This window comes from Vibrio sp. R15-SG3-ISO1B (assembly GCF_059833835.1).
This window is the reverse complement of the sequence record NZ_JCBDGG010000047.1, coordinates 36,735-54,103: the sequence shown is the minus strand read 5'-3', so window position 1 is coordinate 54,103 and position 17,369 is coordinate 36,735. Positions and strand designations below refer to the sequence as shown.

Genomic DNA, 17,369 nt, shown 5'->3' with positions numbered 1-17,369 from the left:
GCTTTCTTTTCGTCACATTTTTACTGATCGGAGTTGTTTAGCGTACACGTGTTCACTAACATGCTGCTATCAAAATTTGGAGTAATTGATAATGCAAAACAAACAAGATTCTTATAACCGCGAAGATTTACTGGCATCAAGTCAAGGTGAGCTGTTCGGACCAGGCTACCCTCAGCTTCCTGCACCGAACATGCTAATGATGGATCGCGTCACTAAGATGTCTGAAACAGAAGGTGATTTTGGTAAAGGTTTGATTCTGGCAGAGCTTGATATTACTCCTGACCTTTGGTTCTTTGATTGCCACTTCCCTGGTGACCCAGTGATGCCAGGCTGTCTTGGTCTTGATGCGATGTGGCAATTGGTTGGTTTCTTCCTCGGTTGGGTTGGCGGTAAAGGCAAAGGCCGTGCACTTGGCGTGGGTGAAGTGAAATTCACCGGTCAAATTCTCCCAACAGCGAAGAAAGTGACGTACGAAATTCACATGAAGCGCGTTGTTAACCGTAAGCTTGTTATGGGTCTAGCGGATGGTCGCGTACTTGTCGACGGTAAAGAGATTTACGTAGCGAAAGATCTTAAAGTTGGTCTTTTCCAAGATACGTCTGCTTTCTAACATTCTAAATCTTTTCTCTAGCGACTCACTCGAGTCGCTTTTTTGTGCTCAATCTGGCCAGTTATAGTGCACTAGATATCTACGATAAAGCCCCTTTCGGGGCTTAGTTCCTTGCAGTATGTGGGTTAAGAGTTATTTGTAGAGACCTGACTGCTTGTCGTCCCTGGCATCACGCCAACCACCGAGCCAATACGACCGAGCATCCATCTGCTGATACGGGCAGGCTTCCATTGAGCGGCCATTCAGCCCCGCTTTGTACCCTTGAGATTGAGCTCGCTCTAAGCGGTCACGCTTTTGTCTCTTCATAGTGTCGTCCTCATACATACGGTGTTTCTTAACGTACTACTATTAACTTTTCATGGAGCTTTTGTGACTCCACAGTTAAGAATCGTCGATCAACGGCACTTTCACAAGATATAAAAAAAGCACAGCGCCAAAATTGTGAGGCTGTGCTCTAGTTTAAAATTTAACCTACTTTCTACGGAACCCTAGGAATGAAAGTAGCATCAAAGCAAAGAAACCTAGTGAACCGCCCTGTCTGTCAACGGTGTCAGTAGTAGCGGCGGGACGTGACTCAATCGTTTGACTAGACGAGTTTGGTATAAGTTTAACTGCGACGACTTCACTCCCGCTGTCGCAAGATGATTCAATTGAATACGTAGAGAATCCACCAGCACAATAATAAGCAGTACCGGAAATGACACCTGCATCATTGATATCGGTCGCATCAATAATACGATACTCATTATTTGTATCTGGTGAACTAGCAGAATAGGTGAGGTCATCTAGATAATGACTCGTTTTAATAGGTGTACTATTGCTGCTATCCAGCGTAGTAATGAATGCTCTCTGAGCTCGCGGTTTACCGTTGTACTCGCGGTGCGTTTCAAAATCAACAGCACCAACAACTAAATCATCATTGTTGATACCACCAGCTTTACCGTTGGCACCGTAGAAAAGCACGTCATCGTTAAACAAAGTTGCAGTGGGAGAAGTGACATCACTGACGTAAAACAGGCCATTTGAATATGAACCATTTACGACAATGTCACGCAGTTTATAGGTTCCTATCGCCTTACCATTTTCATTGACAGCGGATACAACGGAGTTGAGGTAGTTACTAATGCTCCTGTCGCCAGAGTCGAAACCGGAGACGAAGGTACTTGACCAACTATTTGCTCCCGTTCTGGTAAATACAGCAGCTCTTAAGTATTCATCACTGTCGCTATTATACCCGACTGCGTACATCGTACCATCTACAGACGCAATATCTCTAGCTGCACCTTGAGGTTGAATACGATCGTTGGACGCTGCTCCAATCCACCCGATTTGCGTTGCTGTACCATCTTCCCAAATGGTTGCTTTGGATGTGTAGTCAGAAGAATTATTAGTGGCTGATATTGACACACTTCCCGCAACATATTCAATACCATCAGATTCAACATACTTCCATGCACGAGAAGTTTCTCCAGATTCTAACGTTGAATTACCAACGAAAGCGGTGTTTCTTCGAGTGGACGTTTGGTAGTTACCTACCGCTTCGCTACTTGATGAAATACTATTAACAACGACATTGCCAAAACTACTTTGAACAGGTTCTGTTACCGTCTCCACAAACGAAGCAGTACCATCAAAATTGTTACTCTCTTCGTTCAAGTAGCCATAAGTATACTGGTTGGTAGCCCAGTTCTCGCACAAAGTATCCGCATACCCAAGATAGTTATAGCAGTAATTTCTGAAATTCGACCAAACATCATCACCTGAGTCAATATAATCGAAACCAAAACGCGTCAAGAATGGGGCCTCATGACGGTATTCAAAGCCTTCATTATAGTTCTTGCCTTCAAATGCAATCTTATGATCTGTTGCATGAGTAGAACTACAATCTGTGTTCCAGCAATTTACTGAAGACGGCTGAATCGCGACACCATAATGTTTGTCGTATCCAGAGTTGTCATATCTCTCTACAACTTTATATAACGCCGCATTAGCACTAAATGCCGCCGATACCGTGGCGGCAATCATGGATATTTTGAAGATCTTACTACTCATCGTATTGTTTAACTTTCCTGTTGCATTGCCTCGAGCTCTTCCCAACGCTCGAAAGCAACGTCTAACTCTTGCTCTGTGTGAGCGAGCTTATCTAAAATAGTTTGTGTTTGCTCAGTCGGTTTGGCGAAGAAATCTGGGTCATTTACCTGCCCTTGTAGCGCTTCAATTTGCGCCTCGAGCTCTTCCAACTTAGCGGGTAAGGCTTCTAATTCTCGCTGCAGTTTATAAGATAACTTCTTCGGTTTTGCCTTAGTGACTGCAGATTTGGGAGTTTCCTCAACTTGTTTGACTGCTTTTGCTGAATTTTCCACCACGCGAGTTTGATGAGCTTGTGCTCTTTGTTGCTGAGCATCGTGGTAGCCACCAACAAACTCTTCAATCACACCATTACCTTCAAAGATCCAACTGGTCGTCACTGTGTTATCAACAAACTGACGATCGTGGCTCACCAAAAGCAACGTACCCTGATAGTTGGCAAGCAAATCTTCTAAAAGTTCCAGAGTTTCGATATCCAAATCGTTGGTGGGTTCATCCAGCACCAATAAATTGTTCGGTCTGAGGAAGATACGCGCCAGAAGTAGTCGGTTTTTTTCACCGCCAGAGAGCGCTTTTACCGGTGTACGCGCGCGTTTTGGCGCAAACAAGAAATCTTGCAGGTAGCTCAGTGCGTGCCTTGGCTTTCCGCCGACAATCACTTCTTGTTTACCGTCTGCAAGGTTGTCGATCACCGTCTTTTCCGGGTCTAGTATTTCTCGATACTGGTCAAAGTAAGCGACTTCCAGTTTAGTTCCACAGTGGAGTTTACCGCTATCAGGCTGTAAAGAGCCAAGTAACAGCTTGAGAAGCGTACTCTTCCCGCATCCATTCGGCCCAACCAATGCAATCCGATCGCCACGCATGATATTGAAAGAGAAATCGCGCACAATTGGGTTACCCTCAATGGAGTAATTGATGTTCTGCGCTTCGAAAACAATTTTTCCTGAACGCGCAGCGTCATCAATCTGGATATTCGCTTTACCCTGCACTTCTCGCCTGTCGAGACGCTCCTCGCGTAACTTTTTCAGCGCACGAACACGTCCTTCGTTACGCGTACGACGGGCTTTGATGCCCTGACGAATCCAAACCTCTTCTTGCGCTAGTTTCTTATCAAACTCTGCGTTTTGCATCTCCTCAACGCGCAACATCTCTTCTTTTTCCACGAGATAGTTGTCGTAGTCACCGGGAAACGAGGCAAGCTGACCGCGATCGAGATCAACGATGCGCGTCGCCATAGATTTGATAAAAGCGCGGTCGTGAGAGATAAAGATGATGGAACCACGAAAATCTTTAAGGAAGGTTTCTAACCACTCAATCGTGGTCACATCGAGATGGTTAGTCGGCTCATCAAGCAGCAATACATCGGGATCACGCACTAAAGCGCGTGCCAATGCGGCTTTACGCTGCCATCCACCTGACAAGTCGGTCAATTTAGTGTGGCCATCAAGTTTAAGCGCGGCTAGGACGTTTTTAATCCTGTCTTCGAAACGCCACGCACCAGTGTGTTCAAGTTGCTCCTGAATACGGGCTAATTTGTTGATGTTTTGCTCAGATGGATCAACCGCTAATAGATCGAGTTGATCTTGGTAGATCTTAATTTGCTCACCAATTTCAGCCAGTCCACCCGCGACATAATCAAACACGGTGCCTTCTTGATTTCGTGGCGGATCTTGCTCAAGACGTGATACCACCACATCTTGCGTGACGGTCAGTTTACCGTCGTCAAGCAGCACTTCGCCCGCGAGCACTTTCATGAGCGTCGATTTACCAGCGCCATTTCGCCCAACCAAACAGACACGCTCATTGTCTTGTAATGCGAAGTCTGCGTGGTCAAGTAAAGGGTGATCACCGTATGCGAGTAATCCGTTATTGATGGTAAGTAATGCCATTATTCTCTAACCATTGAATCAGTTGTTGTTTGTCAAAGGGCCAATTAAGCTCACTCTCGTTTGCGCGAAGCACAGGAATAGTGACACCGTAACGAGAGAAGAGCTTATCGTCGAACGCGATATCGACGTGCTCAACGAGACGGTCAATGCCGACACTTTGACAGAGCGTAAACGCCATCTCACAGAGATGGCATCCTTCAGTGCTGTATAAAGTAATCATCGATGCTCTCTATCCTTGTTCATACACCGAGTTTACTGGCGATGCGTGATCAACCAGCAGTTATGAATCTGTTTATTGCGAGCGAAGTCCATCGGCAACGTTTGGTGTGAGATATTCTTTGCCTCTAAACCAAGCTCGGACAACGCATCATTGTCCATCTTAAAGTGACGCTTGTTATTGGAGAACACAATCGTACCGTCAGTGCGCAATAGGCGTTTCAACTGACTCATCAGTTGAATGTGATCTCTTTGCACATCGAACGACTGCTCCATGCGCTTTGAGTTCGAAAACGTCGGGGGATCAATGAAGATGAGATCAAACTGAGCCGTCGATTTCTCAAGCCATTGCAAACAATCGGCTTGCTCAAAACGGTGTTGACGCCCCACTTGACCATTCAACGCCATGTTCTCTTTCGCCCAATCTAAATAGGTTTTGGACATGTCGACGGTGGTGGTCGACTTTGCACCACCACACGCGGCGTGGACGGTCGCAGAACCTGTGTACGCAAACAAGTTCAGGAAGTCCTTACCCTTTGCCATCTCACCCAGTCTACGACGTGTGATTTTATGATCTAAAAACAGGCCGGTATCGAGATAATCATGCAGGTTCACGAACAGCTTCACGCCGTACTCGGAGACCTCCATTTTTCGTGACTCTTGCGACAACTTCTGATATTGAGCGCGCCCTTTCTGCTTCTCACGGACTTTGAGCACGACTTTATTCGCATCGGTCCCCGTCACTTCAATCGTCGCTCGAATAATGTCGGTTAGACGTCGCTTCGCCGTTTCCTCTGGAATGCTTTTAGGCGCAGCATACTCTTGAATCACGAGGTGATCACAGTACACGTCAATCGCCACGTTGTAATCGGGCAGATCTGCATCGTAGACACGATAGCAATCAAGCTTTTCTTTACGCGCCCACTTTCCAATTTTCGCGAGATTCTTTTTGAGTCGATTTGAAAAGTCAGGTGCAATACTGCTTTGACGAGTCTCACCCGACTCTGCATCTTTACGTGACTCTGCTGAGCGAGCTGAAATCGAGTAGTTCTTTTGGTGACAGGGTAACGCACCATTATTTAACTTAAACTGTTTCTCTGCACGCATGCGTAAACAGCTAAGCAACTCATCAGAGCTTGAGAATATTGACGCGTGACAGCCACCAAATTCCGCCTTCAACTGGGCGCCGAACGCCGTATAAAGCGCAATTAAGCCAGGATGCGTACCTAGACGTTCACCGTAAGGTGGGTTACAGATCACGACTCCAGAATCGAAATCCGCTGGGCGTGTCACTTTTGCTGCGTCACCCACCTCAAAGTGGATCAATCCATCAACACCCGCGCGACGGGCATTATCTTTGGCAATCTGAATTACGCGGCTATCGTTATCAAATCCGTAAAACTTAGAGTCAACTTTCTTGACACCACGACGAGCTTGAACCGCCGCTTCAGATTTAATTTCCGCCCACACCTCAGGTTCGAAATCTTCTAAGGATTCAAAGCCCCACTTTGCGCGTTTGACGCCTGGCGCCATGTTGGCTGCCATCATCGCAGCTTCTATCAGCAAGGTGCCAGAGCCACACATAGGATCTAGCAAGTTACTACCTGCTTGCCAACCACTGCGGCCGATAATGGCTGCCGCGAGTGTCTCACGCAATGGCGCTCGGCCAGATTCGCTACGGTAACCCCGTTGGTGTAAGCCGCCACCGACCATATCAATACCTAACAAGGCTTTATCTTTGTGTAAGCGGACATGGATACGAAGATCACTATGATCTTTACTGATCGATGGTCTCGGTAAGTTTTTCTTTTCAAAGCAATCGACAACCGCATCTTTGACCTTCATCGCACCATACTGGCTGTTACGAATCTCGCGGTTTGTGCCGTTAAAATCCACGACAAACTTCTTTGAGCTGTGGAAATGGTTGAACCAGTTGACCGCAGAGGCAGCAAGGTAAAGATCCATATCATCATTACAGGTGAACTCTGAAAGCACGCGAACAAAACGTGAGGCCAAACGGCTCCATAGACACACACGATACACTTGCTCATTCGTGGCTTTAAAGCGAACCCCTGCCTGAACAGGTTTCGCGTTCTCTATTCCCAAGTTCGTCAGCTCTTCAACTAACAGGTTCTCCATACCATTGGATGTAACCGCAAGATATTGATGCATAGTGATGTTTATTTCTTTAAAAAATGACCCGGCATTATAACCGACATTCGTTCATTGCGTTACTCCCTGCGCACTTTATCTCACTCAATTACTACGTTAATCGAGGATTCATTCACCACTCATCCTGTTTATGGTGCTCCGAACGGCATACCCGTGATCTGTGTTGCCTAATCCAACTTCACTTTTTGTAAGCAACGACGCTATGTACCTTTAAAGCGAAGTGAATACTTATTTACACTCAAATTGGTATATACCAGCTGGCGTTTTCAGTGTAATTTTATTTCAGAAACACCTCAATAGAGGAATTTTTCGTTGGATTTTATGATTGTAAGGGTTCAGAGCGCGTGGTTTAACTGGTCACTTGTTGAGCAAAACTGGCAACTAACTCACACTTGTGAGACAGATAAACGTTCAAAATTAAGACAAAAAAAATCGGCGCTTGGCCGATGGAAATGAAAAATGAATCAAAGGAATGAATACAACAAGGAGAGTCTTATCGTTAATTCGCTAACAGCTACCCCACCAGCGCCATAGGTTGCGTTTGAAACTGTTGGTTGGCCACGCGCATGCGATCATGCATCACCTTAATGGCTTGGCCAAACTGGAGTGATTTAGAAACGTTGAGGTGAAATGCTTCGAGGCTGACCTGGGCACACAAGCTGGCGCTATCCCCAACTTCCAAAACAATAAAATAACCTTGGCTAAGCTGATTCGACAGATAAACAAAATCGCCCTCTTCAAGGGGTTGTTCACCGTCAGAAATATTGTCGAAAAACCAGCTCTTCGGCTGAACCGGCTTGTGAAAACGCTTAGCCGCTACACAGTAGAGTGCGAGCTCGGCTTGACGCGGTTCACTAAGACCAAGGAGAGAGATTTGTTCTTTGTACGTTTGAAATGCAGACGCATCATCAACGCTAAATTCGTTAACGCCAACGGCACAGTCTACGATAAGTTTGCGGGAAAGGTTGGTTTTGAAGACCATGTTGTCACCGAGATCGAGCATAAGGTGCCCTTCGGTGTCATCATAATACCAAGTCCATTTGTCACTGGGTTTAAGCATCGTTCCGTCTCTTCGCCTGATGGGTTTAGGTAAAACGCTTAATTACCTTTCCAAGTCTTAAGGCTGATTTTATGCACTCATTGGCAAAAAAAAAGAGGAAATGAATTCTCATTTCCTCTTAGATTACTCTATTTATAGTGATATATTTATCAGGTGACGGCGTCACTCTATCCAGAAATAGGACGACTGATTATAGATTTTTAACAATGTCTTTCACTAAGCCAGGGCCGTGGTAGATAAAACCAGAATAAACTTGTACTAGCTTTGCCCCTGCCATCAGTTTTTCTTTGGCGGCGACATATGAGTCGATACCACCCACACCAATCACAGGGATCGCATCCCCCAACTCTTCATGTAAACGTCGAACGACTTCGGTGCTGCGAGATTGCACTGGACGACCACTTAGGCCCCCTGCTTCGTTGGCGTGTTTCATTCCTTCCACAATCGATCGGTCTAGAGTCGTGTTAGTCGCAATGACACCATCGATGTTGTTCTTAAGGAGCGACTGACAGATCTGGCTGATCTCATCATCGCTCAGATCCGGTGCGATCTTAAGTGCTAGTGGCACGTACTTACTGTATTTTTCAGCAAGCTCCGCTTGTTTGGCTTTGAGTTCACTCAATAATTCATCGAGCGCTTCACCATATTGCAACGAACGTAGTCCCGGAGTGTTTGGTGAGGAGATGTTGACGGCAATATAACCCGCATATTGGTAAACCTTCTCCATACAGATTAGGTAGTCATCGGCACCTTTTTCGATCGGTGTGTCTTTGTTCTTACCGATATTGATACCAAGTACGCAGTCATACTTGGCTTTTTTAACATTCTCGACAAGATTATCGACGCCGAGGTTGTTGAAACCCATGCGGTTGATGATCCCTTGTGCTTCAACAAGACGGAACAAACGCGGCTTGTCGTTACCCGGTTGCGGACGTGGTGTGACCGTCCCTACTTCGACAAAACCAAAACCCATGGCATCAAAGGCTTCAATACATTCGCCATTTTTGTCCAGACCCGCTGCAAGGCCTACTGGGTTGCGGAAAGTCAGACCCATGCACTCGACTGGGCGATGCGGGAGTTGCTGTCTGTAGAAAAGATCCAATGGTGTGCCGGTAAAACGTTTGAAGTTTTCAATGGCGAGATCGTGTGCCTTCTCGGCATCAAGTTGGAAAAAGCCAGCTCTGGCAAGACGGTAAAGCATTGTGCCTCCGAAAGAAAAAAGCCCCGTATAAACGGGGCAGTATTATTCAACGTTTTACCGAATAATTCAACGATTAACGCAAACGGTTACTCATTGGCAGAGCAGTTTAGGTTGAGGAGCATCAATTCACGCAATGCGACTGAGAACTTGGCGAATTCATGGACTGCCCCCACTTTAAACTCGTTGAGAATATTTTCCCATCGATGCAGCGACACTTCGTTTTTCTCAATCCAGTCTTCGAGTGCTTTCATTACATCAAGATCTTTCGGATCGCAGTTGCAACTCAACACTTGCCCAGTTAACTGACGTTGTTGCCAATCAAGATCCTCTCTAAATGCTGCGCGAGCCAAGGCTTGCCAATGGTTGTCCACGGCTTGAGTATTGATTTGTTTCAAGAACCAGTGGAGAGACAAACGATCGCCCAAGTTGTAGTAGAGTTTTGCACTTTGCTCAACCGATTTGCCTTTTTCACGAGCCACTGTAGATATATCCAGTACTGAGTATAGACTCGACAAACGCGCAACATAACTCGCTAACGCTTCGGATACGCCCTGCTCAATCCAACGGTTTGCCACCTGGTTGTGCTCTTCCACTTCCGCCGGAACCAACATGGTATCAAGCTGCTGTTTGATGGTTTCTACGTCTGCTTTATAGAGATCAATCATGGCTTTGACACATTGGCGACCAGTACGATTACGGATCAACCAACGTGACAGACGGCGCAGCGTACGTCTGACATAAAACATCATGTCATACTGAGCATCAGTCGATGCATGGTTATCAAGAGCACGAAGTTGAGTGAACACCTCACCCAAACCGAAGATCTCACGCGCGGCGACATACGCATTGGTAATGTCGACGACATGCGCCCCCGTCTCCTCACGGAGTCGAGTCACAAAATTGCACCCCATCTCATTCACCATTTGATTGGCGAGCATGGTGGCAATGATTTCGGCTTTCAGTGGATGGTTGTCCATCTGCTGAGTATAGTTACGGCGTAACTCTGTTGGGAAGTATTGGATCAGTTGCTGCGCATGCACCTGATCATTGGCAATGTCGTCATGCACCAATTCTTCTTTCAGAACCATCTTGCCATACGCCACCAGCACAGAGAGCTCAGGACGAGTCAGCGCTTTGCCCTGCTTTTCTCGCTCTAATAAGGTTTCATCGTCAGGAATGTACTCTAACGCTCGATCCAGTTGACCCGCTTTTTCTAACGTGTGGATGAAGCGAATTTGCTCCTTAACCAGTGATGTACCTTGGTGTTCGGTGACAGAGATCGATTCAGATTGGCAATACGCATCTTCAAGAACAATCTCACCGACCTCATATTCCATCGACTCTAGGATTTGATTGCGCTGTTTAACCGTTAAGTCACCATTCGCCACTAATCCGTTGAGGAAGATCTTAATGTTGACCTCATTGTCCGAGCAATCTACACCGCCGACGTTATCGACAAAGTCAGTATTGACGCGGCCACCTTTCAACGCGTACTCCACTCGACCGAGTTGAGTCATGCCCAAGTTGCCACCTTCACCGACCACTTTAGCCCGCAGATCGCGTCCATCAATACGCAATACATCGTTCGCACGGTCACCAACATCCGAATGCGTCTCCTTAGACGATTTCACGTAAGTACCGATACCACCGTTCCACAACAAATCGACTTTCATTTGCAGGATCAGTTTGATCAGTTCATTCGGTGCCGCCGACGCTTTCTTCACCCCTAGCATTTGTTGGATCTCAGGGGAAAGAGGAATAGATTTCGACTTGCGTGAGAACACACCGCCGCCTTTGGAGATAAGTTCCGGCTTGTAATCTTCCCAACTTGAACGCGGTAGATTAAACAAACGCTGGCGCTCTTCCCAACTGCTCGCAGAATCAGGATCAGGGTCAATGAAAATATGCAAATGGTTAAAGGCAGCCTGCAAGCGGATATGCTTCGATAGCAGCATGCCGTTACCAAACACATCCCCCGCCATATCACCCACACCAATCGCGGTAAAATCTGTCGTTTGACAGTTGATGCCCATTTCACGGAAATGTCGTTTGACCGACTCCCAACCACCCTTTGCCGTAATGCCCATTGCTTTGTGGTCGTAACCGTTCGAGCCCCCAGAGGCAAACGCATCCCCTAACCAGAAATTGTATTCTGCGGAGACTGAGTTCGCCAAATCCGAGAACGTCGCGGTTCCTTTATCTGCTGCGACAACAAGATACGGGTCATCCTCATCATGACGCACCACATGACTTGGCGCGATGACTTCCCCTTCAATGATGTTGTCAGACACATCAAGCAGTGCACGAATAAAACGTTTGTAACAGCGCTGACCTTCAGCAAAAATTTCGTCACGACCGCTCAATGTGTGCTGACGTTTACAAACAAAACCACCTTTCGCGCCCACCGGCACAATCACGGTGTTTTTCACTTGCTGTGCTTTCACCAGACCTAAGATCTCGGTACGGAAATCTTCTTGACGATCCGACCAACGTAAGCCGCCACGCGCGACTTTTCCGCCGCGCAAGTGAACACCTTCAATGTCCGGCGCATAAACGAAAATTTCAAAGGCCGGGACCGGCTGAGGAATATCTGGGATCTTACGCGGCTGAAGTTTTAACGAGAGCCAAGGTTTAGGCTGGTTTTGATCATCCACTTGATAATAGTTGGTCCGAACCGTCGCGGTGATCATTTCCATGTAACGACGGATGATGCGGTCATCGTCCAAGCTTTCAACGTGATCAAGCTGCTCAGTCATTTTTTCCACTAAGTCCGCTTGCCCTTTTTTGCTGCCTTTGAATTTAGGATCAAAGCGCTTAGCAAACAGCGTGACTAGGCCTTTGGCAAGATCAGGGTAATGGCTCAGTGTTTCTTCAATGTACTGTTGGCTAAATGGGAAGCCGACTTGACGCATGTATCGAGCGTAAGCGCGTAGAATCGAGACTTCACGACCAGTTAACGAAGCGCCAAGAACCAATCGGTTAAAGCCATCGCTCTCTAAGTCTCCCGCCCAGATTGACGCAAAGGCTTGTTGAAAACGATCGCGTGCGACGCGAAGATCAACGGTTTTCTCGCTCTTATGCAGCATCGAGAAATCCAGGATCCAATAAACTTGTCCATTAGCTTTGTGCACTTCGTACGGAGATTCACCGATGACGCGCAGCCCCAAGTTTTCCAACATCGGCATCACATCCGAAAGATGAATCGGCTCATCACGGTGGTAAAGTTTGAGTCTCACCGATTTCGAATCTTTGGCCAGCTCTTGCGGACGATAGAACAACATGCCCAGTTTGTTGTCGTCACTGAGCGCTTCGAGGCGTTCAATGTCGGCGACGGCCGAGCCTGGCATCACATCTTCTTTGTAGGATCTTGGGAAAGCGCGGTTGTACTCTTTCGACAACGGCAACCCTTTGCTCTCACCAAAGTTCGCAACGATCGCATCAGAGAGACGATCATCCCAAGTCGACGATGCTTCCATTAAATTTTGCTCTATTGTTTTCACATCAATGTCCATGTTGTTGTTGTCAACACGAACGATGTAGTGGGTTCTTGCCAGTGGGCTTTCAGAGAAGTAAGTGGTGAACTCCACTTCTTGCTCACAACCAAAATACTGCTTCAAGATGCGTTGAGTTTGTCGGCGCAGCTCGGTGTTGTAGCGATCTTTCGTCACATAGACCATGCAGCTAAAGAAACGACCGAACGGGTCTTTGCGCACAAACAGACGCAGCAAGTCACGGTCTTGCATCTGCACCACGCCCATACCGACTTCAAGTAACTCTTCTTCCTTGGCTTGCAGCAGTTCATCACGCGGATAGTTTTCTAGGATATTGTGTAGCGCTTTGTATGAGTAGGAACCTTCGCGATACCCGCTGGCTTTGAGGATTCGTTCAACCTTTTCACGAATCAGTGGAATGCTCGCCACACTTTGGTTGTACACCGCAGAAGTGTAAAGCCCAGTGAAACGATGCTCACCAATCACTTTGCCATTCTCATCAAATTTTTTGATCCCGATGTAATCGGTATACGCAGGACGATGAATACGAGAAGCGACGTTTCCTTTGGTCACAATCAATAAAAAGGGTTTCTTCGCTTCGAGTCGCGCAGAATCAGGGAAGTCAGACAGTTTCACGCTTCGCACACGATCGGGATTAGCAAACAAACCCAGACCTTGTTCTTTGGTCGGGCGCAGTTCTGTATCGCCGTCTGTGGAGACGAGGTCATACTCTTTATAACCCATGAAGGTGAAGTTGTGATCGCCAAGCCAACGCAAAAAGTTCAGTGTATCTTCATAGCGATCCCCTTCGACGGGAATACGCTCTTTTTGTGCTTCCAGTTGGTTGGTCACTAATTCAAGTTTCTCAACCATTTGACGCCAATCTTTGACCACCATACCGGTATCGGTGAGAATTTTGATCAGCTCATCTTTGAGTGACGTCATCGCCGATTTGTCACTGAGTCTATCCACTTCGATATGAAACAGCGATTGCAACGCGCCCTCACCCTCATTAATCGATTTAATCACCCCTTTGGCACCGCGTTCGATTTGCGTTGGACCATGCAACATCAGATGTGACGCCATGTCTAAACGGCTCAGCGCCATTTTGATTGAGTCGACAAGAAATGGACTGTCGGGGACGACAATTTCAACGATAGTGTGCGTCGATTGCCAACCTTGACGGCTTACCGTCGGGTTAAAGACGCGAACCGATATCTCATCGGGTTTCTTTTCATTGATGTGATGCCACAAACTGACGACCGCACCGTAGAGATCCGATTCGTTTCGTTCAATCAGGTCGTCTTGAGCAATATTACTGAACAGGTGTTGAGCAAGTTGAGTGACTAAAGGTTGATGAGCAAGCTCGAGTTTGTCTTGAATCAGCTTGTAGACTTTTTCAAGCAGAACCGGCATTAGGGTTTCACGCGCGGTCATATTCACACTCCACTATTAGAATTTTTTTAAGTAGGGGGATGTCGTAAGCATCGTTCTTTAGTTGTAAGAATAGTGCTTTACACGGGTAATGCCGCTTTATTGTAAAAGCTTTATTGATAAATGGTTAATTCTTTTAGGAGTGGTAGGAGGTGAAATGTTTGAGAATGTGATTAAGGTTCTATTTAAACTTCTATGAAATCAATCTCTCACAGAACTTCTAACTTAATAAACTTGTTATTCTGGTCAGTTGTTAATCTGAATCGTCCTTTCAAGCCGATTTGACTGACAAACGGTCGAAAACGCATCGCTGGCAGTTGCAAACGAAGTCCATTGTCCGTGGTTACCAATATCTGGCTCGCCGCACCATTGTAGTGGTTTAGAAACGATTGATAAGAGATATTGAGCGAAAAATAGTAGTGGTTCATGAGTTATTAATGCATTACTGTATAAATAAACAGTAGCACAATTACGTGCTACTGTTGGGTAGTGGATGACTTAGGCTTCTAGCGCCTTGCTGACTTTTTCGAACAAGTCTTTGGCAAGGTTATCCATCGATTTCAGCGCTTCTAACTCTTTGCGAATCAGCGCTTGTCTCTGCTCATCGTATTTACCCAGCTTAAGCAGAGGATCAATCAAACGCGACGCCACCTGAGGGTTCGAGCTGTTGAGTTCTCTTAAGATTTCGCCCGCAAACTCATAACCTTTACCAGATTTGTCATGGAAAGCGACAGGGTTCATGTTCAAGAAAGAACCAATCAAACTGCGCGTACGGTTAGGGTTTTTCAAGCTAAACGCACTGTGATTCATAGTCGACCTGATCACATCAAGTGCGTTGCCCGCTGGGTTGGTCCCTTGCAATATGAACCACTTGTCCATCACCAATCCATCATGTTGCCATTGCTCGCTGTAGTCACTCATCAAACGCTCGCGACACGGCAACTGCGCGCTGTTTGCTGCGGTCATGGCCGCCATGGTGTCCGTCATGTTGTTGGCCTGATCATATTGCGCTTCAACGAGACGATTTCCCTGCTCTGTATACGCTAAATACGCCAGCGCCGTGTTTCTAAGTGTACGTTGGCCAATCGCTTGATGGTCAACTCGATAGTCACTTTGCACTAGAGCATGGTACAGCGCACTGAACTCATCCTCTAACTGCTGTGCAAGTTGAACTTTAATACCTTTAAGTACCGCAGCAATGGCATCCACATCAACCTGTTTGTACCAACCTGACACTTCATTGTGACTTGGCAGCGCTAACATCTCTGCAATAAACGCAGGTTCAAGAACATCAGACAAGAGCACGCCGCGGAACGCATCAATCAGCGCATCCGGTAGCGTGACATCGAGATTACCTTGCTGAATACGTTCAACATTACTGCGAATGTATTTTGCTAATAACATTTGGCCTGCATCCCAACGCGCGAAGTCATTGCTAGCATGAACCATAAGGAAGGTTAATTCATCGTCACTGTAATCGTACTCCAACTTCACTGGCGCGGAGAACTCTCTCAATAACGATGGGATCGGACGCTCAGCGACGTCTTCGAATACAAAACTCTGCTCACTTTGAGTGACATCGAGAACGTGATGAATCGGCTTTCCGTTACAGCGTAACCCAATAGCTTCTCCCGTTGGGGCGTACAACTCGACATCAAATGGAATGTGCAACGCTTGTTTGTCTTGCTGATCCTGCGTCGGCTCAGTCGATTGCTTGACATGCAAGGTAAACGTCTTGGCATCACTGTCGTAATCACTGGTCACACTGACCGTCGGCGTTCCTGACTGGCTGTACCAGAGACGGAATTGCTTGAGATCGACACCCGATGCATCTTCCATGGCGGAAACAAAATCTTCGCAAGTCGCCGCAGTGCCGTCGTGGCGTTCAAAGTAAAGCTTCATCCCTTTTTGGAAGCCCTCTTCACCCAATAACGTGTGCATCATTCGAATAACTTCGCTGCCTTTTTCGTACACGGTTAAGGTGTAGAAGTTATTCATCTCGATCACTTTGTCAGGACGAATTGGGTGAGACATCGGGCTGGCATCTTCGGCAAACTGCGGTCCACGAATAATGCGTACGTTGTTGATACGATTGACAGCGCGAGAACCAAGATCAGAAGAAAACTCTTGATCACGGAACACAGTCAACCCTTCTTTGAGACTGAGTTGGAACCAGTCACGACAGGTCACGCGATTACCCGTCCAGTTGTGGAAGTACTCATGGCCAATGACCGCTTCAATACCAAGATAATCGCTATCGGTCGCGGTGTTCTCATTGGCCAACACATACTTGGAGTTAAAGATGTTGAGTCCTTTGTTCTCCATCGCGCCCATATTGAAAAAGTCGACAGCGACAATCATGTAAATATCAAGGTCATACTCAAGACCGAAACGCTCTTCGTCCCACTTCATTGAGTTGATTAGGGAGGTCATCGCGTGAGGCGCTCTGTCCAAGTTGCCTTTGTCGACAAAAATCTCTAAATCGACAGGGCGGCCAGAGCGAGTCACGAAGGTGTCGCGCAGAACATCAAAATCCCCAGCGACCAAAGCAAACAGATACGCCGGCTTAGGGTGTGGGTCTTGCCACTGAACCCAATGACGGCCATGATCTAAATCGCCAGCGGCCACTCGGTTCCCGTTACTCAATAAATAGGGGTATTGCGCCTTGTCTGCAATCACTTTAGTGGTGTACTTGGCCAACACATCAGGTCTGTCCAAGTAATAGGTGATTCGACGAAAACCTTCCGCTTCACATTGGGTGCAAAACGCACCGCCCGATTTATACAAGCCTTCAAGCGCGGTATTGGCTTCAGGATCAATGTGCGTCACTATGGTCAGTGTAAACTCGCGCGGCAACTGGTTGATGGTCAGCGTGCTCTCCGTATGCTGATAATCGCTCCAAACCTCACCATTCACTTGCAGCGAAACCAAAGTTAAGTTCTCACCATCGAGCTGTAAGGTACTGCTCTCTTTGCATTGCTGAACTTTAGAGATAGCCGTAACCACCGTTTGGTTATCATGCAAATCAAAGGTGAGGTCTATAGTAGAAATCGTATGAGAAGGCGATTGATAATCTTTGCGATATTTGGCTTGTGGAGTCTGAGCCATGTCTGAATCCTTTTGACTGAATATGAGATGAGCCAACACGGGCATCAAGCACTCGTGGGCAAACGTAATTAGCTTACCTCTAGCCAATCAAAAAAACGAG

11 protein-coding genes are annotated in these 17,369 nt (G+C 46.8%); 1 reads left to right on the top strand and 10 read right to left on the bottom strand.

All coding sequences use genetic code 11. The features are described from left to right. Positions 1-91 precede the first annotated feature (91 nt). Entirely contained in the window at positions 92-610 is a 519-nt protein-coding gene (gene fabA, locus AC6R0S_RS14505; RefSeq protein ID WP_500633388.1) for a bifunctional 3-hydroxydecanoyl-ACP dehydratase/trans-2-decenoyl-ACP isomerase, read from the top strand. 132 nt (positions 611-742) lie between these two features. Here the strand turns inward: fabA and rmf are convergent, their stop codons facing one another. From rmf to pepN, 10 genes are all read right to left on the bottom strand, one after another. Beyond that, the gene (rmf, locus tag AC6R0S_RS14500) at positions 743-916 is read right to left on the bottom strand and encodes a ribosome modulation factor (RefSeq protein WP_334555374.1); all 174 of its coding nucleotides are present in this window, start codon (positions 914-916) and stop codon (positions 743-745) included. A 165-nt stretch (positions 917-1,081) separates the two neighbouring features. Further along, positions 1,082-2,662, bottom strand: a complete 1,581-nt coding sequence (locus tag AC6R0S_RS14495; RefSeq protein ID WP_500638206.1) for a DUF3466 family protein — start codon at positions 2,660-2,662, stop codon at positions 1,082-1,084. An 8-nt stretch (positions 2,663-2,670) separates the two neighbouring features. Further along, on the bottom strand, positions 2,671-4,587 hold the full coding sequence (locus tag AC6R0S_RS14490) for an ABC transporter ATP-binding protein (protein ID WP_500631054.1): 1,917 nt from the start codon (positions 4,585-4,587) through the stop codon (positions 2,671-2,673). Further along, positions 4,565-4,807 (bottom strand): glutaredoxin family protein, encoded by a 243-nt coding sequence (locus tag AC6R0S_RS14485; protein ID WP_500638205.1) that lies wholly within the window; start codon positions 4,805-4,807, stop codon positions 4,565-4,567. The genes AC6R0S_RS14490 and AC6R0S_RS14485 overlap by 23 nt, the downstream gene beginning before the upstream one ends. 32 nt (positions 4,808-4,839) lie before the next feature. Then, positions 4,840-6,975, bottom strand: coding sequence for a bifunctional 23S rRNA (guanine(2069)-N(7))-methyltransferase RlmK/23S rRNA (guanine(2445)-N(2))-methyltransferase RlmL (gene rlmKL / locus AC6R0S_RS14480; protein ID WP_500638204.1), 2,136 nt, complete (start codon positions 6,973-6,975; stop codon positions 4,840-4,842). 514 nt (positions 6,976-7,489) lie between these two features. Then, the gene (locus AC6R0S_RS14475) at positions 7,490-8,035 is read right to left on the bottom strand and encodes a cell division protein ZapC (protein ID WP_500638203.1); all 546 of its coding nucleotides are present in this window, start codon (positions 8,033-8,035) and stop codon (positions 7,490-7,492) included. A 190-nt stretch (positions 8,036-8,225) separates the two neighbouring features. Beyond that, the gene (gene pyrD, locus AC6R0S_RS14470; protein WP_500626312.1) at positions 8,226-9,236 is read right to left on the bottom strand and encodes a quinone-dependent dihydroorotate dehydrogenase; all 1,011 of its coding nucleotides are present in this window, start codon (positions 9,234-9,236) and stop codon (positions 8,226-8,228) included. An 86-nt stretch (positions 9,237-9,322) separates the two neighbouring features. Beyond that, positions 9,323-14,164, bottom strand: coding sequence for an NAD-glutamate dehydrogenase (locus tag AC6R0S_RS14465; protein WP_500638202.1), 4,842 nt, complete (start codon positions 14,162-14,164; stop codon positions 9,323-9,325). A 206-nt stretch (positions 14,165-14,370) separates the two neighbouring features. Next, a complete protein-coding gene (locus AC6R0S_RS14460; RefSeq protein WP_334555382.1) occupies positions 14,371-14,589 on the bottom strand; it encodes a DUF2835 domain-containing protein in 219 nt (72 codons plus the stop codon). Positions 14,590-14,659: 70 nt separating this feature from the next. Beyond that, complete coding sequence (gene pepN / locus AC6R0S_RS14455) at positions 14,660-17,269, bottom strand: aminopeptidase N (protein WP_500638201.1); 2,610 nt, start codon at positions 17,267-17,269, stop codon at positions 14,660-14,662. Positions 17,270-17,369: the final 100 nt, after the last annotated feature.

What these genes read in the sequence shown, in the direction of transcription:
- fabA (WP_500633388.1), top strand. Translation starts at nt 92, where the DNA reads ATGCAAAACAAACAAGATTCTTATAACCGCGAAGATTTACTGGCATCA.
- rmf (WP_334555374.1), bottom strand. Translation starts at nt 916, where the DNA reads ATGAAGAGACAAAAGCGTGACCGCTTAGAGCGAGCTCAATCTCAAGGG.
- AC6R0S_RS14495 (WP_500638206.1), bottom strand. Translation starts at nt 2,662, where the DNA reads ATGAGTAGTAAGATCTTCAAAATATCCATGATTGCCGCCACGGTATCG.
- AC6R0S_RS14490 (WP_500631054.1), bottom strand. Translation starts at nt 4,587, where the DNA reads ATGGCATTACTTACCATCAATAACGGATTACTCGCATACGGTGATCAC.
- AC6R0S_RS14485 (WP_500638205.1), bottom strand. Translation starts at nt 4,807, where the DNA reads ATGATTACTTTATACAGCACTGAAGGATGCCATCTCTGTGAGATGGCG.
- rlmKL (WP_500638204.1), bottom strand. Translation starts at nt 6,975, where the DNA reads ATGCATCAATATCTTGCGGTTACATCCAATGGTATGGAGAACCTGTTA.
- AC6R0S_RS14475 (WP_500638203.1), bottom strand. Translation starts at nt 8,035, where the DNA reads ATGCTTAAACCCAGTGACAAATGGACTTGGTATTATGATGACACCGAA.
- pyrD (WP_500626312.1), bottom strand. Translation starts at nt 9,236, where the DNA reads ATGCTTTACCGTCTTGCCAGAGCTGGCTTTTTCCAACTTGATGCCGAG.
- AC6R0S_RS14465 (WP_500638202.1), bottom strand. Translation starts at nt 14,164, where the DNA reads ATGACCGCGCGTGAAACCCTAATGCCGGTTCTGCTTGAAAAAGTCTAC.
- AC6R0S_RS14460 (WP_334555382.1), bottom strand. Translation starts at nt 14,589, where the DNA reads ATGAACCACTACTATTTTTCGCTCAATATCTCTTATCAATCGTTTCTA.
- pepN (WP_500638201.1), bottom strand. Translation starts at nt 17,269, where the DNA reads ATGGCTCAGACTCCACAAGCCAAATATCGCAAAGATTATCAATCGCCT.